At 71.2% G+C, this 21720-nt stretch carries 19 protein-coding genes and 1 pseudogene; 9 read left to right on the top strand and 11 right to left on the bottom strand.

Going from position 1 to position 21720, the window contains the following annotated elements; all coding sequences use genetic code 11:
* Position 1 precedes the first annotated feature (1 nt).
* From pucL to N8I87_RS32290, 5 genes are all read right to left on the bottom strand, one after another.
* A complete protein-coding gene (pucL, locus tag N8I87_RS32310; protein ID WP_263214011.1) occupies positions 2-898 on the bottom strand; it encodes a factor-independent urate hydroxylase in 897 nt (298 codons plus the stop codon).
* Positions 899-902: 4 nt separating this feature from the next.
* On the bottom strand, positions 903-1304 hold the full coding sequence (uraH, locus tag N8I87_RS32305; protein WP_263214009.1) for a hydroxyisourate hydrolase: 402 nt from the start codon (positions 1302-1304) through the stop codon (positions 903-905).
* A 7-nt stretch (positions 1305-1311) separates the two neighbouring features.
* Complete coding sequence (gene uraD / locus N8I87_RS32300) at positions 1312-1821, bottom strand: 2-oxo-4-hydroxy-4-carboxy-5-ureidoimidazoline decarboxylase (RefSeq protein WP_263214007.1); 510 nt, start codon at positions 1819-1821, stop codon at positions 1312-1314.
* A 119-nt stretch (positions 1822-1940) separates the two neighbouring features.
* Complete coding sequence (locus N8I87_RS32295) at positions 1941-2303, bottom strand: helix-turn-helix domain-containing protein (RefSeq protein ID WP_263214005.1); 363 nt, start codon at positions 2301-2303, stop codon at positions 1941-1943.
* Positions 2300-2548, bottom strand: coding sequence for a YkoF family thiamine-binding protein (locus N8I87_RS32290; protein ID WP_263214003.1), 249 nt, complete (start codon positions 2546-2548; stop codon positions 2300-2302). The genes N8I87_RS32295 and N8I87_RS32290 overlap by 4 nt, the downstream gene beginning before the upstream one ends.
* A 294-nt stretch (positions 2549-2842) precedes the next feature.
* Between N8I87_RS32290 and N8I87_RS32285 the strand changes: the two genes are divergently transcribed.
* The 4 genes from N8I87_RS32285 (at position 2843) to N8I87_RS32270 (ending at position 5944) form a co-directional block, all read left to right on the top strand.
* A complete protein-coding gene (locus N8I87_RS32285; RefSeq protein ID WP_263214002.1) occupies positions 2843-3682 on the top strand; it encodes a TIM barrel protein in 840 nt (279 codons plus the stop codon).
* A gap of 30 nt (positions 3683-3712) precedes the next feature.
* On the top strand, positions 3713-4618 hold the full coding sequence (locus N8I87_RS32280; RefSeq protein ID WP_263214000.1) for a 2-hydroxy-3-oxopropionate reductase: 906 nt from the start codon (positions 3713-3715) through the stop codon (positions 4616-4618).
* Between the two features lie 364 nt (positions 4619-4982).
* Positions 4983-5219: a hypothetical protein gene (locus N8I87_RS32275; protein ID WP_263213999.1), complete on the top strand. Its 237-nt coding sequence runs from the start codon at positions 4983-4985 to the stop codon at positions 5217-5219.
* A 101-nt stretch (positions 5220-5320) separates the two neighbouring features.
* The gene (locus N8I87_RS32270; RefSeq protein WP_317633569.1) at positions 5321-5944 is read left to right on the top strand and encodes a TIGR04222 domain-containing membrane protein; all 624 of its coding nucleotides are present in this window, start codon (positions 5321-5323) and stop codon (positions 5942-5944) included.
* 144 nt (positions 5945-6088) lie between these two features.
* Here the strand turns inward: N8I87_RS32270 and gcl are convergent, their stop codons facing one another.
* Complete coding sequence (gcl, locus tag N8I87_RS32265) at positions 6089-7873, bottom strand: glyoxylate carboligase (RefSeq protein WP_263213996.1); 1785 nt, start codon at positions 7871-7873, stop codon at positions 6089-6091.
* A 248-nt stretch (positions 7874-8121) separates the two neighbouring features.
* Between gcl and N8I87_RS32260 the strand changes: the two genes are divergently transcribed.
* Positions 8122-8964: a hypothetical protein gene (locus N8I87_RS32260; RefSeq protein ID WP_263213993.1), complete on the top strand. Its 843-nt coding sequence runs from the start codon at positions 8122-8124 to the stop codon at positions 8962-8964.
* A 1-nt stretch (position 8965) separates the two neighbouring features.
* Here the strand turns inward: N8I87_RS32260 and N8I87_RS32255 are convergent, their stop codons facing one another.
* Positions 8966-10573 (bottom strand): AMP-binding protein, encoded by a 1608-nt coding sequence (locus tag N8I87_RS32255; RefSeq protein WP_263213991.1) that lies wholly within the window; start codon positions 10571-10573, stop codon positions 8966-8968.
* The gene (locus N8I87_RS32250; protein ID WP_263213989.1) at positions 10570-12240 is read right to left on the bottom strand and encodes an AMP-binding protein; all 1671 of its coding nucleotides are present in this window, start codon (positions 12238-12240) and stop codon (positions 10570-10572) included. The genes N8I87_RS32255 and N8I87_RS32250 overlap by 4 nt, the downstream gene beginning before the upstream one ends.
* A 126-nt stretch (positions 12241-12366) precedes the next feature.
* Here N8I87_RS32250 and N8I87_RS32245 point away from each other — a divergent pair, with 126 nt between their 5' ends.
* From N8I87_RS32245 to N8I87_RS32235, 3 genes are all read left to right on the top strand, one after another.
* Positions 12367-13200: a response regulator transcription factor gene (locus tag N8I87_RS32245; protein WP_263213987.1), complete on the top strand. Its 834-nt coding sequence runs from the start codon at positions 12367-12369 to the stop codon at positions 13198-13200.
* A 145-nt stretch (positions 13201-13345) separates the two neighbouring features.
* Positions 13346-16195, top strand: a complete 2850-nt coding sequence (locus N8I87_RS32240) for an AAA family ATPase (protein WP_263213986.1) — start codon at positions 13346-13348, stop codon at positions 16193-16195.
* Between the two features lie 205 nt (positions 16196-16400).
* Complete coding sequence (locus tag N8I87_RS32235; protein ID WP_263213983.1) at positions 16401-17192, top strand: S1 family peptidase; 792 nt, start codon at positions 16401-16403, stop codon at positions 17190-17192.
* A 138-nt stretch (positions 17193-17330) separates the two neighbouring features.
* On the opposite strand, the pseudogene N8I87_RS32230 reads toward N8I87_RS32235, so the two are convergent.
* The 3 genes and pseudogenes from N8I87_RS32230 to N8I87_RS32220 form a co-directional block, all read right to left on the bottom strand.
* Positions 17331-18192 (bottom strand): annotated as a pseudogene (locus tag N8I87_RS32230) (LysR family transcriptional regulator).
* A 105-nt stretch (positions 18193-18297) separates the two neighbouring features.
* Positions 18298-19422, bottom strand: a complete 1125-nt coding sequence (locus N8I87_RS32225; protein ID WP_263213982.1) for a winged helix DNA-binding domain-containing protein — start codon at positions 19420-19422, stop codon at positions 18298-18300.
* 109 nt (positions 19423-19531) lie between these two features.
* Entirely contained in the window at positions 19532-20359 is an 828-nt protein-coding gene (locus tag N8I87_RS32220) for a hypothetical protein (RefSeq protein ID WP_263213980.1), read from the bottom strand.
* Between the two features lie 206 nt (positions 20360-20565).
* Here N8I87_RS32220 and N8I87_RS32215 point away from each other — a divergent pair, with 206 nt between their 5' ends.
* Positions 20566-21720 carry a magnesium and cobalt transport protein CorA gene (locus tag N8I87_RS32215; protein ID WP_263213979.1) on the top strand — a complete coding sequence of 385 codons (1155 nt, stop codon included), beginning with the start codon at positions 20566-20568 and terminating at the stop codon, positions 21718-21720.

The following is a 21720-nucleotide window of genomic DNA, read 5'->3' as shown; positions in this document are numbered from 1 at the left end:
CTTACAGGTTGGTGAGGTCGACCGGGATCCTCGGCTCGCAGCCGTCCCGTACGACGGTGGCCTCGATGAGGCCGTAGGGGCGGTCGGCGGCGAAGTACACCTCGTTGTTGTTCTTCAGCCCGAAGGGTTCCAGGTCCACGAGGAAGTGGTGCTTGTTCGGGAGCGAGAAGCGGACCTCGTCGATCTCGTCACGGTGGTCGATGATCCGCGAACCCATCTGGTACAGCGTCTGCTGGAGCGAGAGCGAGTACGTCTCGGCGAAGGCCCGGAGCAGATGCTCCTTCGTCCGCTCGTAGGACTCCTCCCAGTCGGGCATCTCCCGCTCGTCGTCGGTCCAGTTGAACCGCCAGCGGCCGGAGACCTCGGTGGCGAGGATACGGTCGTACGCCTCGGGGAGCGTCGTGTACTTGTCCTTGACGTAGCCCCAGAACTCCGAGTCGGTGGAGTTCAGCACGACGAGGTCCTTGAGGCCGGAGACGACCTCCCAGGACGAGCCGTCGTACGTGATCTGGGCGAGCCGGGTCTCCTGGCCCTTGCGGGCGAACGAGTGCGCGCCCTCCTTGGAGTGCTCGATGCGCTCCCAGGCGTACTCCTCGATACGGATACGGGCCCGGCGGATCGGCTCCTGGCTCGTCACGAAGTGACGGGCGAGGTGGATGCCGAACTGCTCGGCGGACTCGATGCCGTGCTCCTTGGCGAACGCGTACACCGTGTTCTTGGTGGTGTCGGTCGGCAGGACATGCGCGTTCGAGCCGTCGTAGTGCACCGCGTCCATGTCACCGGACAGGGACACGGAGACGTTCAGGTCCTTGATGTGGTGGGTGGCGCCGTCCCGCGTGATCTTGACGACTCGGTTCTCGGCCTTGCCGTACTGGTTCTGTCCCAGAATGGTGGGCATCTAGCTAGCTCCCTCGGTAAACGGAGTAGCCGAACGGGTTGAGCAGCAGCGGTACGTGGTAGTGCTCCCCGCGGCGTACGGCGAAGGTGATCGCCACCTCGGGGAAGAACGCGGCACCGCTGTCCCGATTCGCGGGGGCGTCCTGCTGCGCATCGGCTTGCTTCTTCACGGATCTTCCGAAGTACGGTTCGACCGCGAAGTCGAGCCGTACGTGGGTCGTCCCCTCCGGCAGGTCCGGAAGGTCCTTGCACCGCCCGTCCGCGTCGGTCACGGAGCCGCCGAGCGCCTGCCATGCGGCGTCCCGGCCGCTGCGGGCCGCGAGCCGTACGGCGACGCCCTCGGCGGGGCGGCCGACGCTGGTGTCCAGGATGTGCGTGGACACGGAAGCGGTGGCGCTGGTGCTCATGCTGCTCTCAGTCCTCTTCGGCGATGCGGGCGAGCCGGATACGGTTGATCTTTCCCAGCTCGGTGCGGACGATCTCCCGCTCCCGCTCCGGCGAGTTGCCGATCCGCTCCTTGAGCGCGTCGCGCATCTGCTCGCCGGTTCTGCCGGTGGCGCAGATGAGGAAGACATGGCCGAACCTGTCCTGGTAGGCGAGGTTCAGTTCGAGCATCTGCGCCTTGAGCTCCTCGGAGGCGCCGGCCATGCCGCGCTGCTCCCGGGCGGAGGCCGGGTCGCCGGGCTTGGGGCGGCCGATCGGCGGGTGCCCGGCCATCGCCTCCGCGAGGTCTTCGCGGGTCAGCTCGGCCATGGCGGCGTCACCGGCTTCGTAGAGGTCGTCGGCGGTGGCGTACGGGCGGGCGGCGAGCAGCCGCCGGACCCATGCCGTGCAGGCGCACGCCTCGTGGAGGACGGCGAAGGCCGCCGGCTCCTCCAGGACGTTGAGCCGGGCCAGGCCCGTGGGCGTTGAAGTGGAAGTCACAAGTGCCTCCGTGGCCGCGGACGGCCTTCGTGCTGAACGGGCTGCGAACAGCTAACGCTCTCCGCCGGACGACGTCAACACTTTGTTGAAAATTCCGCGTTACATCCCCGCCGGTGCGCTCAGCCCTTCTCGCGGTTCAGATAGTTGTAGACGGTGAAGCGGCTCACCCCGAGCGCGCTCGCCACGGTCTCCACTCCGTGCCGTACCGAGAAGGCGCCGCGCGCCTCCAGTATCCGTACGAGCTCCTGCTTGGCCTTGCGGTCCAGATCGGCCAGGGGCTTGCCCTTCTTGCGCTCCATGGCCGCCAGGATGTGGTCGAGGGAGTCGGCGAGCTGGGGCAGGCGTACGGCGAGCACGGCGACACCCTCCCAGGCGAGCACGACGTCGTCGGGGCCGGCCTCGTCCGGCGGGAGCATCTCTGCGCCCATGGCGTCGACCAGTGGCTTCACGGCCGTGATGAAGGGTTCGTCCCTGCCGGTCACTCGCCCTCCCCGATGACGTTGACCTGCAGCGAGATCCGGGTGGCGCCCGCCTCCAGGGACCTGCGCAGCAGCGCGTCCACGGCGGTCAGCACCTCGTCGGCGCCGCCCTCCGCGGTGTTGCCGAACGGGCCGACGTCGACCGTGTCCAGCTTCGCCGCCCCGATCACCTCGCGGGCCGCCACCGCGTGCGCGGGCGCCTCCTCCAGATCGAAGGGCTCGGTGGTGAACTCCACTTTCAGTCGCACTGTGCCCCCATGGCATCCGCTCCGACCCGCGCGTTCCGCCAGGTCCACGACCGGGGTGGGAACACCCTGCCCGCTGCGTGAGACCTTAACCGACCCACCCACACACCTCGCCCCCGAAAGCACGCCCGAATTCCATCCCCACCCGGGCCGCGGGCGCCCTCACCCCTGCCCGCACGGGCTTTTTCTCATGAGGCCCCTTGACAGCCCTCCCCGGACACAGGCAGTCTTCCATTAAGCAGAAATAAACTTCCGCATTACGGAATCAGGTCGCCAACGGAAGGGAGCGCGGCCCCGATGGGATTCGCAGACCAGCGCTTCAACGTCAACCTGTCGATCCTCTTCACGGAACTCCCGCTCCTGGAGCGCCCCGCGGCCGCCGCCGCGGCCGGCTTCTCCGCGGTCGAGCTGTGGTGGCCCTGGGTCGGCTCCCCCACCCCCGAGCGGTCCGTCCTCGACGCCCTGAAGCAGGCCATCGAGGACGCGGGCGTACAGCTCACCGGGCTGAACTTCTACGCCGGACGGCTCCCGGGCCCGGACCGCGGCGCCCTGTCGGTCCCGGGCGAGGAGTCGGCGAGGTTCCGCACCAACATCGACGTGGCCGCCGACTTCGCCGCCTCCCTGGGCTGCGAAGCGCTCAACGCGCTGTACGGCAACCGCGTCGACGGCGTCGACCCGGGCGCGCAGGACACCCTGGCCCTGGAGAACCTGGCACTGGCGGCCCGGGCCGCCGACCGCATCGGCGCGGTCCTGCTGATCGAGGCGCTCAACCGGCCGGAGTCCCCGCTGTACCCGCTGGTGTCGGCCCCCGCGGCGGTCGGGATCGTCGACAAGGTCAACGACGCGACGGGCCTCGGCAACGCGCGCTTCCTGATGGACCTCTACCACCTGTCCATGAACGGCGAGGACCTGCCGTCGGTGATCGAGCGGTACGCCGCGAAGACCGGCCACGTCCAGATCGCCGACAACCCGGGCCGCGGCGCCCCCGGCACGGGGACGCTCCCGCTGGAGGAGCTCCTCGGCCAGCTGCACAAGGCCGGTTACGAGGGCTGGGTCGGCCTGGAGTACAAGCCGGGCGACCGCCCGAGCGCCGACGCCTTCGACTGGCTGCCCCACGAGGCACGCGCCGCCCGCTGACCCATCGCCCCGTACCGAGAGGCCCCCAAGATGAGCAACCCCGCGGATTCCTCCCGCCCGTCGATCGCCTGGATAGGCCTCGGCATCATGGGCTCCCCCATGTCGGAGAACCTGATCAAGGCGGGTTACGACGTCACCGGCTTCACCCTCGAGCAGGACAAGCTGGACCGCCTGGCCGCCGCCGGCGGCACCGCCGCAGGCTCCCTCGCCGAGGCCGTCAGGGACGCCGACGTGATCATCACGATGGTGCCCGCGTCCCCACAGGTCGAGGCCATCTCCTACGGCCCCGCCGGCATCCTGGAGAACGCGCGGTCCGGCGCCCTGCTGATCGACATGTCCTCGATCACCCCGCAGACCTCGGTCGACCTGGCCGCGGCCGCGGCGCGAAAGGGCATCCGCGTCCTCGACGCCCCCGTCTCCGGCGGTGAGGCCGGCGCCGTCGAGGCGGTTCTGTCGATCATGGTCGGTGGCGAGCAGGCCGACTTCGTCGAGGCGAAGCCGGTCTTCGAGGCGCTCGGCAGGACCATCGTGCTGTGCGGCCCGCATGGCTCCGGCCAGACCGTGAAGGCCGCGAACCAGCTGATCGTCGCCGTGAACATCCAGGCGTGCGCCGAGGCCGTGGTCTTCCTGGAGAAGTCGGGCGTGGACCTGACGGCCGCCCTGGACGTCCTGGGCGGCGGCCTGGCGGGCTCGACCGTGCTGTCACGCAAGAAGGAGAACTTCCTGAAGCGCGACTTCGAACCGGGCTTCCGTATCGACCTGCACCACAAGGACATGGGCATCGTCACGGACGCCGCCCGCACCGTCGGCGCCGCCCTGCCGGTCGGTGCCGTGGTCGCCCAGCTGGTCGCGAGCCTGCGCGCCCAGGGCGACGGCGGCCTGGACCACTCGGCCCTGCTGCGGGCCGTGGAGCGCCTCTCAGGCGCCCAGGTCTGAGCCCCCCAGCTTCCGGGCGGTGCCGCCGCCGACATCTGTCCTGTCGCGCCCAGGCGTCGGCGCCGCCCGGAATCCACTTCGCCAGGAGGCGGTCGGTGTCCTGCGCGAGGACTGAACTCCCGCACCGCGTACCGGCGAACGGCCCGTATGAGGGCTGGCCGTCGGGACCCGGTGCGGGCAGGTGAGGGCCGCGGCGGCGTGCGAGCCAGTGCGGTGGTGAAGGATCCGGTTCCCCTTCTCGACCTGAGGGGAGGGCGTTGCCGGTCCGTCGCCGCCGCCGCGGTCCCAGCCACACCTCATGGACATCGTCCGGCCAAGGCTCCTCGGGGGTGCGGATCCGTCCGCCCCGCAGGAGCCTTTACCCATGACGTATCCACCGACCGAGTTTCCGCACATCGTGGTGCACCCCCCGGCCCTGGACGGCTCCCGGCGGGTGACCGAGGGCGACGTGACCCTCGGCATCGCCTCCCATCTGGACGACGTGGTCGAGATCCTGCGCATGGCCGACCTGGACCGGATCGAGGTCGAGGAGAGCGACCTGATCGAGTGGCAGGGCGGTGGCCCGGAGGACTGGCCGGGTCTGATGGGGCCGGAACCCTGACGAGACGCGTACGGCACCGGGCGTACCCCTGCCTACGGCACCCTCAAATCAAGCTCTGAAACACCGCCGCCGAGGCTTCGACCACCCCCGTCGGCGGGCACATTCCCGGCACGCGGAGCCTGTCGGCACGGTGGCGGCCGGCGCCCGCACGGGGGTGGGTCATGAGCAGTACGCCGACGGGCCGGCTGGAGCCGTACGAGATCGCGCTGGTACGGGGCGGTCCTCGCGCCGCCGTCACGGTCGCGGTGCTGGATCTGCATCTGCGCGGCGCCGTCGGTGCGGGCCGGGCGGGAACGATGCGGACCTCGGGGCCAGTCGGCGGGTCGGAGCTGCCGCCCCTGACCAGGGCCGTGCACGCGGCCCTCTACCGGAGCGCGGGCATGCGCCAGTTGCTGGACCGCCAGGGCGTACGGTCGGCCCTCGCCGAGGCGCGCGGCAACCTCACGACCGCGGGGTTGCTGCGCAGCTTCCCGCCCGGCCGTCCCCGCGCCGCCCGCCGCGCCCTGAAGGACCTGCGCGAACAGCATCCTCTCCCCGCCGTTCGGACCGGCCTGTCGGCACGGGACACCCTGCTCGCGGTCGCCCTGTACGGCGACCGGGCACTGACCGCGCTCGCCCCGCGCTTCGCGCAGGAGGCGGGACTGACCGGCCGGGGCGGCACCACGGACCACGAGGTACCGCGCTCCTCCTCCGGCGGGGGCGGCTTCACCTGCGGCTCGGTGTGAAGGCCCGTTCTGTGCGTTGCAGGGTGCGGGTTGTTCGTGGCTGGTCGCGCAGTTCCCCGCGCCCCCTTTGGGTGGTGCTTCGCACCTACAAGATGGCAGGGCGGCCCGTCCCCCTCGGACGGGCCGCCCCCTCGCTGACGGAGGTCAGACCCTCAGGGCTTTGATCGACGTGGGCGCGTGGGACGGATCCGTGGCCAGTTCCTCGAACTCGACGACGTCGGAGATGTCGTTGGTGGTCGACATGGAGATGTCGGTGACGCGCTCCAGGATCGCCTCGACGACGACCGGCACCTGGAACTCGGTGGCGAGCTTCTTGGCCTGTTCGAAGGCGGCGCCGAGTTCGTTCGGGTCGGTCACGCGGATCGCCTTGCAGCCGAGGCCCTCGACGACCTTGACGTGGTCGACCCCGTAGACGCCCAGCTCAGGAGAGTTGATGTTCTCAAACTCCAGCTTGACCTGGAAGTCGATGTCGAACGCCCGCTGCGCCTGGCGGATCAGGCCCAGGTAGGAGTTGTTGACCAGCACGTGCACGTACGGGATCTTGTGCTGCGCGCCGACCGCCAGCTCCTCGATCATGAACTGGAAATCGTAGTCGCCGGACAGGGCGACTACGGACGCCTCCGGGTCGGCCTTCGCCACTCCCAGCGCGGCCGGAACGGTCCAGCCGAGGGGGCCCGCCTGGCCGCAGTTGATCCAGTGCCGGGGCTTGAAGACGTGCAGCAGCTGCGCGCCGGCGATCTGCGAGAGGCCGATGGTGGAGACGTACCGGGTCTCCGGTCCGAAGGCCTTGTTCATCTCCTCGTAGACGCGCTGCGGCTTGATCGGGATGTCGTCGAAGTGCGTACGACGCTGGAGGGTCGCCTTCTTCTCCTGCGCGGCCGCCGCCCAGGAGGACCGGTCGGGCAGCCTGCCCGCCGCCTTCAGTTCCCGCGCCACCTCGACGAAGAGCTCCAGCGCCGCCTTGGCGTCGGAGGCGATGCCGTAGTCGGGCGCGAAGATCCTGCCGATCTGGGTGGGCTCGATGTCGACGTGGACGAACGTCCGGCCGGCCGTGTAGACGTCCAGCCTGCCGGTGTGGCGGTTGGCCCAGCGGTTGCCGATGCCGAGGACGAAGTCGGACTCCAGGAAGGTCGCGTTGCCGTAGCGGTGCGAGGTCTGCAGGCCGACCATGCCCGCGTTCAGCTCGTGGTCGTCCGGGAGTACGCCCCAGCCCATCAGGGTCGGGACCACCGGAGTACCCGTCAGCTCGGCGAACTCGACGAGGAGTCCGGCCGCGTCGGCGTTGATGACACCACCGCCGGCGACGATCAGCGGGCGCTCGGACTCGCCCAGCATTGCGATCGCCTTCTCTATCTGCGGGCGGGTCGCGGCGGGCTTGTAGACCGGGAGCGGCTCGTACGTCTCCGGGTCGAACTCGATCTCGGTGAGCTGGACGTCGATCGGCAGGTCGATCAGGACGGGGCCGGGGCGGCCGGAGCGCATGAGGTGGAAGGCCTGCTGGAAGACGCCGGGGACCTGCGCGGCCTCCAGGACGGTGACCGCCGTCTTCGTGACCGGCTTGGCGATCGAGGTGATGTCGACGGCCTGGAAGTCCTCCTTGTGGATCACCGCGGTCGGGGCCTGGCCGGTGATGCACAGGATCGGGACCGAGTCGCCGATGGCCGAGTACAGGCCGGTGATCATGTCGGTGCCGGCCGGGCCGGACGTACCGATGCACACGCCGATGTTGCCCGGGTAGGTGCGGGTGTAGCCCTCGGCCATGTGCGAGGCACCCTCGACATGGCGGGCGAGGGTGTGGTTGATGCCGCCCGAGGCCTTGAGCGCCGCGTAGAAGGGGTTGATCGCCGCGCCCGGCACACCGAACGCGGCGGTGACGCCCTCGCGCTTGAGGATCTCAACTGCCGCGCGGGCAGCGGTCATACGAGCCATCGAGTACTCCTGCTTCGGCTGTCGGATGCGTACTCCCGTCGCGCCCCGCGGTGAGCACTGTGTCCCGAGTCTTCATTGGCTTCCGCGCGCTTCGACATGTCCCCCGATGCTTCCACATTGCGGAATTAAATTTCTGCTATCTGGAATCAATCTAGGTGGGTGCCCGAAGGTCGTCAAGAGTGGGACAAGTGGGGTCCGGCTGGAGCACGATGGGACCGCTGTCCCGACGCGAGGCCTTGGAGTCGGCCATGTCCGAGAGCGTGCCGGTGCGCTGTCCGGCCTGTCGGCGCGAGCACGTCTACACCGCGCCGTCGTATCCCTGCGTGTGCGGCGCGGCGGTCGCGCCACCGCTCGACCGCGGGGCCGCGGCGACGGCCGTCACCCACCGCGTCTGGGACCAGGACTGGATCACCGTCCGCTGCCCGGACTGCGGACGCCACGACGAGTGGCCCCAGCCGGAACTGGGGTGCGCCTGCGGCACGGTTCTCCGCATACCGGTCACCGACGGGCGCCCCGGCGAGGACGGCCCCGGTGCGAGTCCGGATCTCGCCGCGAGCACCGGACCAGGCCCGGCGCCGGAGGCGAACACCGACGTACGCCCAGGCACCGGCCCGAGCGGAGAGACGGGGGCCGGGTCCGTCAGGGGCTCGCACGCGAAGGGCACCCACGGCCGCCCCGGATCACCCCACGCGCCCAGATCCCCCCAGCGCCGACGCGCCTTTCAGCCCATCGCCATTCGTTCCGCCCGGGACGCGGTCACCGTCGCCGCGCTCTATCTGCGGTGGCTCGGGTACCGGAACATCCGGCGGGCCGATCAGCGGCCGCCGTCCGGTGTCGGGCTCGCCGCCCGTGGGGTCGTGGCCCAGGTGGACCCCACCGTCAGCCCGGCCTCCCTGCGGGACGTGGAGTGCCTGTGGCTGACGGCGATGGTGGAATCGACCGACTGTGTCTACTTCTCCCTCGCCGGGTACACCGACGACGCCCGCGCCCGCGCCGACTCCCTGGGCATCCCCCTGTTCGTCCTGGACCTCACGGGCACCCCGCAACCGGCCAACAGCCTCGCCGACGACCTGAACGCCACCGGCGCCTGACCTACTCGCCGTACTGCTCCCGCAGTTCGACCTTGCGCACCTTCCCGGACACCGTCATCGGGAAGGAGTCGAGGAGCTGCAGCCTGCTGGGGACCTTGTAGTGGGCGAGCCGCCCCTGGCAGAAGGCGCGCAGTTCCTCCAGCGTCAGCGGCTCGGCCGCGTCGTGCGGGATGACACAGGCGAGCACCTCCTCGCCATACGTCTCGTGCGGCACCCCGACGACCTGGACGTCCCTGATCTTCGGGTGGCCGTAGAGGAACTCCTCGATCTCGCGCGGGTAGATGTTCTCGCCTCCGCGGATGATCATGTCCTTGATCCGGCCGACGATCTCGACGTACCCGTCCTCGCGCATCACCGCCAGGTCACCGGTGTGCATCCAGCGCCCGGGGTCGACGGCCTCGGCGGTCTTCTCGGGCTCGTTCCAGTAGCCGAGCATCACGCTGTAGCCGCGGGTGCACAACTCGCCCGCGACGCCCCGGGGCTGGGTGACGCCGCCCGCCGGGTCGACGACCTTGACCTCCAGGTGCGGCAGGACACGGCCGACGGTGCCGGTGCGGTGCTCCAGGTCGTCCTCGATCCGCGTCTGCAGGGAGACCGGGGACGTCTCCGTCATGCCGTAGCAGATGGAGACCTCCTCCATGTGCATCTCGGCCACCACCCGCTTCATCACCTCGACCGGGCAGGGCGAGCCCGCCATGATCCCGGTGCGCAGTGACGACAGGTCGTAGGTCGCGAAGTCGGGGAGGTTCAGCTCCGCGATGAACATGGTCGGGACGCCGTAGAGGGAGGTGCAGCGCTCCTGCTGGACCGCCTCCAGGGTCGCCTTCGGGTCGAAGGACGGCGCCGGGACGACCATGCAGGCGCCGTGCGAGGTCGCCGCCAGGTTGCCCATCACCATGCCGAAACAGTGGTAGAAGGGCACCGGGATGCAGATCCGGTCCCGCTCGCTGTAGGCGATCGACTCACCCACGAAATAGCCGTTGTTGAGGATGTTGTGGTGCGAGAGGGTGGCCCCCTTGGGGAACCCTGTGGTGCCCGAGGTGTACTGGATGTTGATCGGGTCGTCGCAGGACAGCTCGCTCCCGCGGGCCCTCAGCTCCTCGGCCCGGTCGGGCGTCCCGCGCCGCAGCAGCACCTCCCAGCTCGGGTCGCCGATGTACACGACCTCCCGCAACTGCGGGCACCGGCCGCGCACTTCCTCGACCATGGCCCGGTAGTCGCTGGTCTTGTGGCTGAGGGACGCGAACAGCAGGGAGATTCCGGCCTGGTTGAGGACGTACTCGACCTCATGGGTGCGATAGGCCGGGTTGATGTTGACCATGATCGCGCCGATGCGGGCGGTGGCGTACTGGACCAGTACCCACTCGGCGCAGTTGACCGCCCAGATGCCCACCCGGTCGCCCTTGGCGACCCCGCTCGCCAGCAGCGCGTACGCCAGCCGGTCCACGTCCCCGGAGAACTCGGCGTACGTCCAGCGCCGCCCCGAGGGCACGTCGACGAGCGCCTCCCGGCCGGGCCAGGCCGCGACGGCCCGGTCCAGGTTGGCTCCGATGGTGTCCCCGAGCAGGGCGGTCCCGCTCGTCCCATGTGTGTACGACCGTTCGGTCACCGGAAGTCCTCCTCGCGGTACTCGTTGCCCGACCCCGCGGCCGTGGCCTCGCGCAGCTCGATCCGGCGGATCTTGCCGGAGACGGTCTTGGGCAGCTCGGCGAACTCCAGCCGGCGGATGCGCTTGTAGGGGGCGAGGGCCTCGCGGGAGTGCTCGAAGAGCACCTTGGCGGTGTCGGGTCCGGGCTCCCAGCCCTCGGCGAGGACGATGTACGCCTTGGGCACGGCCAGCCGCAGCTCGTCCGGCGCGGGCACGACGGCCGCCTCGGCCACCGCCTCGTGCTCCAGCAGGGCGCTCTCCAGCTCGAAGGGGCTGATCTTGTAGTCGGAGGCCTTGAAGACGTCGTCCGCGCGGCCCACGTAGGTGATGTAGCCGTCGGCGTCGCGGGAGCCGATGTCGCCGGTGCGGTAGTAGCCGCCGGCCATCGCCTCCGCCGTGCGGTCGGCGTCGCCGTGGTAGCCGGCCATCAGGCCCACCGGTTGTGTGGACAGGTCGAGCGCGATCTCGCCCTCGTCCACACCCGGTGCGCCCGACACCGGGTCGAGCAGCTCCACGCGGTAGCCCGGGCTCGGCCGGCCCATCGAGCCGGTCTTCAGCTCCTGGCCGGGACTGTTGCTGACCTGTACGGCGGTCTCGGTCTGCCCGAAGCCGTCCCGGATGGTGACGCCCCAGGCCCGCCGGACCTGCTCGATGACCTCCGGGTTCAGGGGTTCACCGGCGGCCACCGCCTCGCGGGGCGGGGTGCGCAGCTGGGTGAGGTCGGCCTGGATGAGCATGCGCCAGACGGTGGGCGGCGCGCAGAAGGTGGTGACCCCCGCCCGGTCCATCTCGGACATCAGCCGGGCCGCGTCGAAGCGCGTGTAGTTGTGGATGAAGACGGTGGCCTGCGCGTTCCACGGGGCGAAGAGGTTGGACCAGGCGTGTTTGGCCCAGCCGGGCGAGGAGATGTTGAGGTGCACGTCGCCGGGTTCGAGGCCGATCCAGTACATGGTGGCCAGGTGCCCGATCGGGTACGAGGCGTGGGTGTGCTCGACCAGCTTGGGGCGGGCGGTGGTGCCCGAGGTGAAGTAGAGCATCAGCGGGTCGTCGGCGTGGGTCTCGCCGTCGGGGGTGAAGTCGGCCAAGGCGGCGTAGGCGTCCTCGTACGGCTGCCAGCCCTCGGGCGCGCCGCCGACGGCGATGCGCGTGTAGTCGCCGGGCACCTCGTCGAACTTGTCGGTGTCGGCCGTGCGGACGAGCACGTGCCGGACCCGGCCGCGCTCGACGCGGTCGCGCAGATCGGCGGGGCCGAGCAGCGGGGTGGCGGGGATGACGACGGCGCGCAGTTTCATCGCGGCCAGGGCCGTCTCCCACAGCTCGGCCTGGTTGCCGAGCATGACGAGGATGCGGTCCTCGGCCCGGACGCCACGCGCCCGCAGCCAGTTGGCGACCCGGTCGGAGCGGTCGGCCAGTTCGGCGAAGGAGAGCCGGGTCTCCGTGCCGTCCTCCTCCACGATGTGCAGGGCGGTGCGGTCGTTGCCGTCCGCGATGACGTCGAACCAGTCCAGGGCCCAGTTGAAGTGCTCCGGGCGCGGCCAGGTGAAGCCCTCGTAGGCCGAGGCGTAGTCCTCGCGGTGTTCCAGCAGGAAGTCCCGCGCGGTGCGGAAGAGCTCCGTGGCCGTCGTCATCTGTCCTCCTAGGTGCCGGACCATTGCCGGGCGGCTCTCTGGCATCGTGTAATCCGTGATGCAAGTCTCACTACCCCCGAATGGGGGTGTGGGTCGCACGGAAGCCGCGACGAAGGGGTGAATCGGGTGGCAGCAGACTCCGTGGGGGCGGTCGAGATACGAAGTGCGCTGGCCCGGCTCCGGCGCACGACCGGTCTTCCGGTCGCGTTCGGCGGCCTGGTCGAGTCCGGCCGGCTGCAGATACGGATCACCGAGCTGAGCGGCACCAACACCGCGGCCCTGCGCTCGCTCGCGGTGACCTCCGGCAACGGCCTGGGCGGCAAGGCGGTGGCGCTGGCCCGGCCGTGCGCGGTGACGGACTACTCCTCGTCGCGGCAGATCAGCCATGAGTACGATGCGCCGGTGGCCGCGGAGGGCATCCGCTCGGTGTTCGCCGTGCCGGTGGTGGTACGCCGTCGGGTGCGGGGCGTGATCTACGGCGCCCTGCGCGCGGCCCAGCCGCTGGGCGACCGCACGCTGACCTCGGCGGTGGCGGTGGCCCGGGACGTGGAGCAGGAGCTCGTCGTACGGGAGGAGGCGCGCGGGCTGCTGACGGCGGCCCGGCCGGAGTCGGCCGCCGACACGGACGCGAACGCCGCCTGGGAGCAGGTGCGCGAGGCGCACGCGGCGCTGCGTGCCCTGGCGCCCCGGATCACGGACCCCCAGCTGCGGGAGGAACTCCTCGCAGCGTGCGGTCTGCTGACCGCGCCGAAACGGGCGGGGGACGTCGTTCTGGCGCCGCGCGAGCTGGACGTCCTGGCCTGTGTGGCCGAGGGCGCGACGAACGCGGTGGTGGCGGACCGGCTGGGACTGCGCCCGGAGACGGTCAAGGGCTATCTGCGCTCGGCAATGCGCAAACTGGGCGCCCACACCCGAGGGGAGGCGGTGGCGACGGCACGCCGGTCGGGTCTGCTGCCGTAGCGGTGAGGAAGCCTGTCTATTCAACCGCCGGTACCCTGAATTGCCCCGTGCCTACCTTCTGTTATTTCCCTCACCACGCCTTCCGTCCGGATTTCAAGGTACGTTGCCTAGAATTTGGGCCGGGACACGACACACGAGGGGAGCGGTGACCGTGCGACGGGACTTCCAGGAGCCTGCGAGATGCCGCCCCGACCTGGTCATCGGCCGGGAGGAGCCGTTCGGAGCCGCCCGTGAGCAGCTCACCTCGGGCGGCAGCGTGCTCCTGCACGGCCCCGCGGGAATAGGAAAATCGACCGTCCTGCGGGCATTGGCAGCGGAATACGCCGGCGCGGCCCGCACCGTGTTGCGCTGCTCGGCCACCGAGTCCGAATCGCACCTTCCCTTCCTCGCCCTGGCCGACCTGTTCGGTCTGGTCCTCGACCAGGTCTCCGGCCGGCTCCCCGCGGCCCAGCGCACTGCCCTGGAGTCGGCGCTCACCGGCCGCGGCGAATCCACCCTGCAGCGCGACGGTCTGGCCCTGCGCCTCGCGGTGCTGTCCGCGCTGCGCGCCCTGGCCGCCGAGGGCACCGTGCTGATCGTCGCCGACGATCTGCAGTGGCTGGATCCGGCCAGCTCGGAGCTGCTCGGCTTCGCCGCCCGCCGCCTGGGCGGCACCCCGGTGCAGCTGCTCTGCGCGGTCCGGACCGAGGGCCAGGAGTACGACCGCCATCTGCGCGCCGCTCCGCCGGACACCGTCGCCGTACGTCTCGACCCGCTCTCCCGCAACCAGGTCTCCGCGCTCCTGGACCACCGCGGCTACACCGGCCTGCCCCGCTCCACGGTCCGTGAGATACACCGCACCAGCGGCGGCAACCCCCTCTTCGCCCAGGAGCTCGGCCGCGCCCTCGCCGAGAACCCCACCCCGCCCAGGCCGGGCGAGCCGCTGCCGGTGCCCACCTCGCTGCGCGCCCTGGTGCTGAGCCGCCTGGACATGCTGTCGGTCGAGGCCCGCCGCACCCTGCTGGTGGCCAGCGCCGGAGCGCGTCCCACACCGGCGCTGCTGCTCGCGGCCGGCCGGGAGAACGTCGAGGCCGAGTGTGCCCAGGCCGCCGAACTCGGACTGCTCGCCACGGACCCCGACGGCCCTGCCGTGCGCTTCGCGCACCCCCTCATATCGGCCGCCCTCTACGCGGAGGCGCCCGCCCACGAACGGCGTGCCGCGCACGCCGCGCTGTCCACCGCCGCCTCCGACCCGATCGAGCGGGCCCGCCATCTGGCCCTGGCCACCACCGGGACCGATCCGGAGGTTGCCGCCCGGCTCGCCGAGGCCGCCACGCAGGCCCGGGACCGGGGCGCCCCGTCCGTGGCCGCGCAGCTCGGCCTGCTCGCCGCCCGTCACACCCCGGCCGACACCGTGCCCGGCCCGGACGAGCGCCGGCTGCAGGCCGCCGAGGACGCGATCACCGCCGGCGAGGTCGACCTCGCCCGGGACATCGCCCGCGAGGTGCTGACCCGGGCGACCGTGCCCGCGGACCGGGTGCGGGCCTGGATCATCGTGATCGACACGGCGGGCCACACCATGACGGAGGTCGACGCGGTCTTCCCGCAGGCCCTGGCCGACGCCGGGGAGGACCCGCGGCTGCTCGCCCTGGTCCACTACCAGCTGGCCTGGCGGGCCCTCATCGTGGAGGGCGATTTCACCGAGGCCCGCGAGGCGGCCGCGCACGCGGCGGAGCTGGCCGAGCGCGGCGCCGACCGGCGCACCGAACTGCTGGCCCTGGCCTTCCAGGCCCAGACCGAGACCCTCATGGGCCACCCGGCCGCCCCGGCGACCATCAAGCGCGCGCTGAAGGAGCCCCAGGACCCGAAGGTGGCCTGCCATCACAACGGCGCGGGCAGCGCCCGGTTCCGCTGGCTGGTCATGGGCGACCAGCTGGCCGAAGCGCGGGCGACGGTCACCGCGCTGCTGCGCGAGGTGCGCCGGCGCGGCTCGGTGGAGAGCGAGGTGCACTTCCTGCGCGGCCTCGCCGAGACCGAGCTGCGCGCCGGGCACTGCGGCCGGGCCCTCGACCTGGCCGGCGAGAGCCTCCGGCTGGCCCGGGACTCCGGGATCGGCGAGACCGCCTCCGCGATGCTCACCTCGCTCACCGAGGCGTCCGGCGGGGACGTGGACCGGGCGCTGGCGCTGGCCCGGGAGGCGGTGGAGCACGCCGAGGAGGACGGTGACCAGATGTATCTGTCCCGGGCCCTGGGCGCCCTCGGGTACGCCCAGTTGGTGGCCGGGGACCCGGCGGGCACGGTCCGCTCGCTGCGCCGGGTGCGCGAGCTGGAGCGGGGTCTGGGCATCACGGACCCGGCCCGCGGCCGCTGGCACGGCGACCTCGCCGAGGCGCTCGTCCGGATCGGTGAACCCGCCGAGGCGCAGGACGTCATCGACGTCACCCGGGAGCACGCGCTGCGGCTCGGCCGGGAGAGTGTCCTCGCGGTCCTGGACCGGGCCGAGGCGCTGGTGCGCGCGGCCCACGGCGACCACGAGGCGGCCGAGTCCCAGCTGACGTCCGCTCAGGACCGGCTGGCCAAACTGGGGTACGGGCTGGAGGAGGCGCGGGCCGCCTTCGCCCTGGCCTCGCTGCGCGGCCGACGGCCCGGGTCGCCGGCCGAAGGGGTGCGCCGCCCCAGCACATCGTCGTACGACGAGGCCACCCGGCTGTTCCGGCGCTGCCGGGCGCTGCCGTGGCTGCGCCAGGTGGACGCGGCCCTCGCGGCGCCCGAACCGGAGCCTGCCGCCGCCGCGGCCGCCGCGCTCGGCGGCGTCGACGGGCTGGAGGGTCTGGCCTCGATGGAGCGTCAGGTGGCGGCGCTGGTGATGGAGGGCGCGACCAACCGGGAGATCGCCGCGCGCCTGTTCATCAGTGTCAAGACGGTCGAGGCGACCCTGACCCGGGTGTACCGCAAGCTGGGCATCCGCTCGCGGGTGGACATAGTCCGTTTGGCGGCGGGACGGCGCGCGAAGTGAGAAGGCTGCCGGTTAACTGAGCCGGACCGAGGGTTTTCCCTGCCCTACTCCCCTAGGGGGTTCCCTCATTGGGCGGAGGGTGTACCGGCCCATAGCTTAAGGGCGTGCCGCTCGCCCGGGCACACGGGGGCCAGTACCGCGGCCCTTGTGCTCACCCCCCGTCACCCGCGCGTCCCCCCACCGGCCACCCCCACTGAGGAGACTCATGTTCGGGCTCAACCGCGCAAAGAGATCCGCTGCCGTCGTGGCGGCGACCGCCGCGGCCGCGGCGACCGCACTGCTCAGCGCTCCCACCGCTGCAGCGGCTCCGCAGCCCATCGTCGGCGGCACGACGACCACCACGACCGCGTACCCGTTCGTCATGCAGATCACGGACGCGTCGGGCAACCAGTTCTGCGGGGGCACCCTGGTGGCGGCCAAGAAGGTGATCACCGCCGCGCACTGCATGGTGGGCGAGAGCGCCGGCAACGTCCGCGTCGTGGGTGGCCGGACCTATCTGAACGGGACGAACGGCACGGTCAGCAAGGTCAGCAAGATCTGGGTCAACCCCAACTACACGGACGCCACCAACGGCGACGACGTGGCCGTGCTGACCCTGTCCACCTCGATGCCGTACACGACGGCGTCGTACGTCTCCTCCTCCCAGACGGGTGTGTACGCGGCCGGCACCACGGCCCGCATCCTCGGCTGGGGCACCACCTCGGAGAGCGGCAGCTCCTCCAACCAGCTGCGGACCGCGACCGTGCCGATCGTGGCCGACTCGAGCTGCCGCGGCTCCTACGGTTCGGACTTCGTCCAGACCGACATGGTTTGCGCCGGATACACATCCGGCGGCGTAGACACCTGCCAGGGCGACAGCGGCGGTCCCCTGCTCATCGGGGGCGTCCTGGCAGGGATCACTTCCTGGGGAGAGGGGTGCGCGGAGGCCGGTTACCCGGGTGTGTACACCCGGCTGACCACCTTCTCGAACCTGGTGACCACGCAGGTCAACTCGTAACCCGGAAAGCCTCCTGAGAACCCCTCAGGTAGATGCCAGGGGGGCGTTGCGAGCCACCACGAGCGGCCCGCAGCGCCCCCCTTTCCATGCGTTCGGCTACCTTGCGCTCGCCTGCCTTGCGTTCGGCTTTCCTTGCGTTCAGCGGTCGGCGCAGGCCAGCACCAGGGCGTCCAGGTGCGGGGTGGGATCGGCGACGGGCACCGCGAGGCCGGTGGACAGGGCCAGGCCAGGCGCCCGGAACGGTACGAAGGCCACGCGCGAGGAGTGCCGCTCGCGCGCGTGGGAGGCGTACACGACCATCCACAGCGGGCGGGCGCCGACGGCGGCGAGCGTGTCCCGCCGGGAGCCGCTCACCGGGCCCCGCAGCGGTTCGAACCCGGCCCGTCGGCAGGCGTCGACGACCAGGTCGACCAGTGCGGGGTCGGTGCGGCGCGGGGTGAGGGCGAGGGGCAGCCCGGCCAGTTCGGCGAGGTCGATCTCCGCGCGGGCGGCGAGCGGGTGCGCGGCCGGCAGGGCGGCCATCAACGGGTCGGCCCACACGGGCAGTACGCGTACCCCCGGCGGCGGTTGCGCGGTCCGGACGAACGCGGCGTCCAGCTGTCCGCCCGCGACCTGGCCGAGGCGCTCCTCGGCCGGGAGGGCGACCAGCTCGACGGGCACGTCCGGCACCCGCTCGGCGAACGAGGCCAGCACCCGGTCCACATACTCGACCGACCCGGCGGCGCTGCCGATGCGCAGCCCCATGCGGCGGCGCCACGGCAGCGCGGGCCTTCTCCGCGGCCGCGAGCACCGCCCGCGCCTCGGGCAGCAGCCGCTCCCCCGCGGACGTCAGCCGCACGCGGCGCGGTGTCCGGTCGAACAGCTCGGCGCGCAGCTCCCGTTCCAGCCGCTGTATCTGCTGGCTGACCGCCGACTGCACGATGTGCAGCCGCTCGGCGGCCCGCCCGAAGTGCAACTCCTCGGCGACGGCGACGAAGTAGGTGAGCTGCCGCAGTTCCATGGCGACGACTGTAGGGCCCGGACTCTCACGGTCGTACGCGGACCGAGGACTTCCAGGGTCGTACGCGGGCCAAGGATTTTCACGGTCGTACGCGGGCCAGGACTTTCACGTCGGTACGACGGTGCCGAACCGGATGTCGTAGGACTCCCCCGGGTGCATGACGGCGAGCATCCGCTCCCCCTCCTCTCTCACAGCCTCCCGCTGGGCCTTCGTGAGCGTCCCGAAGGGCTCTATGAGGAGTGCGTCGTCGGCCGGCTTCCACACGCCCGCCAGGAAGCCGTCGACGAGCAGGGTGCGGTAGGCCTGGTTGCCCTGCCAGCTGCGGCCCCAGTACTCGGGCGGTATGACCCGGGTGCGGTCGGCGTGGGACAGGAGGAGGTTGTCCAGCTCCGGGAGGAAGCGGGGCGGGGCCGGGGTGTCCGGGTCCGGACGCGGGGCCTCTGGGAGGTCGAAGAGTTCGACGCCATTGGCGTCCCGGAAGGTGACCAACTGCGGGCGGAGGCGCTCGAAGGCCTCGCGGAGCCGGGTGAGTCCGGCCCAGGTCTGCATGTCCCTCACGGACGCCGGTCCGAAGGCGGCGAGGTAGCGCAGGACCGTCGCGTCCGGGGCCGGGGCGGGCTCGGCGGCTCGGCCCAGCCAGTGTTCGGCGGTGGTCAGGGCAACCTGTCCGCTCCTGCCCCACAGCCCGCGCGGGGTGACCTGGACGAGCGGGAGCCTGCAGCGGGCGGCGACGGACAGGGACTGGGGGTCGGCGTCGGGCCATTCGGCGAGCAGGGCCTCGCGCAGCTGTGCCATGGTCCGCGGCTCGGCCTCGACCAGCTCACGGGCGAGCACGGCGAGGCGGTCCAGGTCGACGCCGGCCAGCCCCTTGCGGAAGACGTTCAGCTCACGGTCCCGTGCGGCCTGGACGAGCGGCCGCAGGGTGAGGCAGTCGTCGGCGGTGTGGGTGTGGATGGTGGAGCGCATGGTGACGATGCGCACGAGCTCGCGGTCGGCCATGGGCCGGGACAGCGCCTCGGGGGTGAAGCCTTCGAGCCGGGCGGCGAGCGCGTAGTACGGCGGCTTGACGTTCTGCGCCTGGAGCCCGAGAAGGTGCTCCACGGCGGCCCCGGCGGTCAGCAGCGCACGGCTCAGCAGCAACTGCCGGGCGAGGGTCGCCCGGTTGAGCGCACGGGTGTCGAGAGTGGGGGCGGGGGCCGGGGCCGTCCTCGTGATGCTCCGCTTCGTCATGCACCGTACGCTAGCGCCGCTTGCGGACACCTTCTGTCCGCAACTCTCGGTGGGACGGCGCGGGACACGAAGAGGCCCCGCGCCTCCCTGGTGGGGTGCGTCGAATGATTCACTGTGCGGTCTCGTAGTGAGCGACGTTCTTCGAGACCGCCGTGAGCAGCGGTTGCAGGCGATCGACCAGCTTCTGGTACTCGCTCTTCCGGCCGTCCGACCACTGACCCAGTCCCGCCACCATGGCGCGGCCCTGTCCGGTGAAGGCCTGCACCATGCCGCTGTCGGCCGGCAGGGTCGGCAGGCCGGATCCGGGGGGTGGAGCTTGCGCGGCCACCTCGTAGTCGTCGAAGTTCATGGACAGTTGGGTCACCAGCTTCACCGTCTCCTGGGGGTCCTTCATGGTGAAGACGGCCAGGTTGAACTGGTTGTTGTGCGTGTCCTTGTACAGGGCGATCTCCTCACCCAGACACCCCTTGCCGGCGGCGATCTCGGCAGCCAGAGCCGACCCGACCGAGTCGGGCTCGGTGCAGGACTTCAGTACGGCGGAGCCCACCTTGGTGAAGGTGCCGCCGTTCCCGTCCGCCACATGGCCCGGAAACGCCTCGGCCACCGGGATCATGGGCCGCTCTGCCGCACGAGCGGGGGTCGGTGAGGCACGCGGTGTGGGTGCGGCCGTTGTCGTGGCGGGTGCGGCGGCTTCGTGTTCCTGGGACGACGAGGTCGTGTAACGCACGGCAAGGAGGGCCGCCGTGACCGCGGTGGCCGCCGCTACGGCCAGCGCGGCATTCCGGGGCCAAGTGCGCGTCCGAGCGGGAACCGGGCCTTCATTGCTGCCGGCCCACCGGACGAAGTCGTCGTTGCGCACCCCGTTCCAGTGGTCGCCGTTCCACTGGCCGCCGTCGGGTATGTGGTGATTCGAACGTGAGTTCTCGTTACTGGGCACAGTGAGACCGTATTGATCAGGGCTCCCGAGGTGTATACGACGAGGTCACAGCATGATCACTATTGGGGTGAGCGTCCGGCCGGCGCGGACCGCGGTCGATCGGCGGGTACCGGCTGTGACCTGGCCCGATTCACCCACCCGCGGGATCCCCCGTATATCCTGCTGCGTGATCACCCCGACACACGCTCGACCGGGAGGCAGCCGCGATGCACGAGCGACGCGCCGGCTCCGGCGAGAAGAACCACCGCAAGTCCGTCTGGCGTCGCGCGCTGAACCAGCCACCGGCCGCCGCGCCGACCGCTCCACCGCCGCGCCCCCCGGGCGGGGAGGCGGTCGAACCCGTCAGCATCGTCCAGGCGGCCCTGTACCGCGACGGGGTGCGCGTCTCCTCCCCGGCCACGCTCACCGACACCTACCGCGAACTGCGCAAGCAGCCCTCCGGCATGGCGTGGATCGGGCTCGCCCGCCCAACCGAGGGTGAACTCCTCTCCCTGGCCGCCGAGTTCGATCTGCACCCGCTCGCGGTCGAGGACGCGATGGAGGCGCATCAGCGGCCCAAGCTGGAGCGGTACGGCGACACGCTGTTCGTCGTCCTGCGTGCCGCCCGCTATCTCGACGCGCCGGAGGAGGTCGAATTCGGCGAGCTGCACGTCTTCGTGGGCCCGGACTTCGTCATCACGGTCCGGCACGGGGCCGCTCCCGACCTCTCGGCGGTCCGCGGCCGTATGGAGGACTCCCCCGACCTGCTCAAACTCGGCCCGGAGGCGGTGCTGTACGCGATCCTCGACGCGGTGGTCGACGGCTACGCGCCGGTCGTCTCGGGGGTCCAGATCGACATCGACGAGATCGAGACCGAGGTGTTCCGCGGCGACCCCGAGGTCTCGCGCCGTATCTACGAACTCTCCCGCGAGATGGTCGAGTTCCAGCGTGCCACCCGCCCGCTTGTCGGCATGCTGCACGGTCTGATGGCCGGTTTCGCCAAGTACGAGACCGACGAGGAGCTCCAGCGCTACCTCCGCGACGTCGCCGACCACGTGACCCACATCAGCGAGCGCGTGGACGGCTTCCGCCAGGCCCTCACGGAGATCCTCACCGTGAACGCGACCCTGGTGAGCCAGCAGCAGAACGCGGAGATGCGGGCGCTGGCGGAGGCCGGATTCGAGCAGAACGAGGAGGTCAAGAAGATCTCGGCGTGGGCCGCGATCCTCTTCGCCCCCACCCTCGTCGGAACGATCTACGGCATGAACTTCCGCGACATGCCGGAGCTGCACTGGGCCCTCGGATACCCCTTCGCCGTCGGTCTGATGGGGATCGTCTGCGTCACTTTGTACCTCATCTTCAAGCGCAAGGACTGGCTGTAG

It is taken from the genome of Streptomyces sp. HUAS 15-9, assembly GCF_025642155.1.
Classification (GTDB): Bacteria; Actinomycetota; Actinomycetes; order Streptomycetales; family Streptomycetaceae; genus Streptomyces.
The sequence above is the reverse complement of the archived record's forward strand: the minus strand, read 5'-3'. Positions and strand labels throughout refer to the sequence as shown.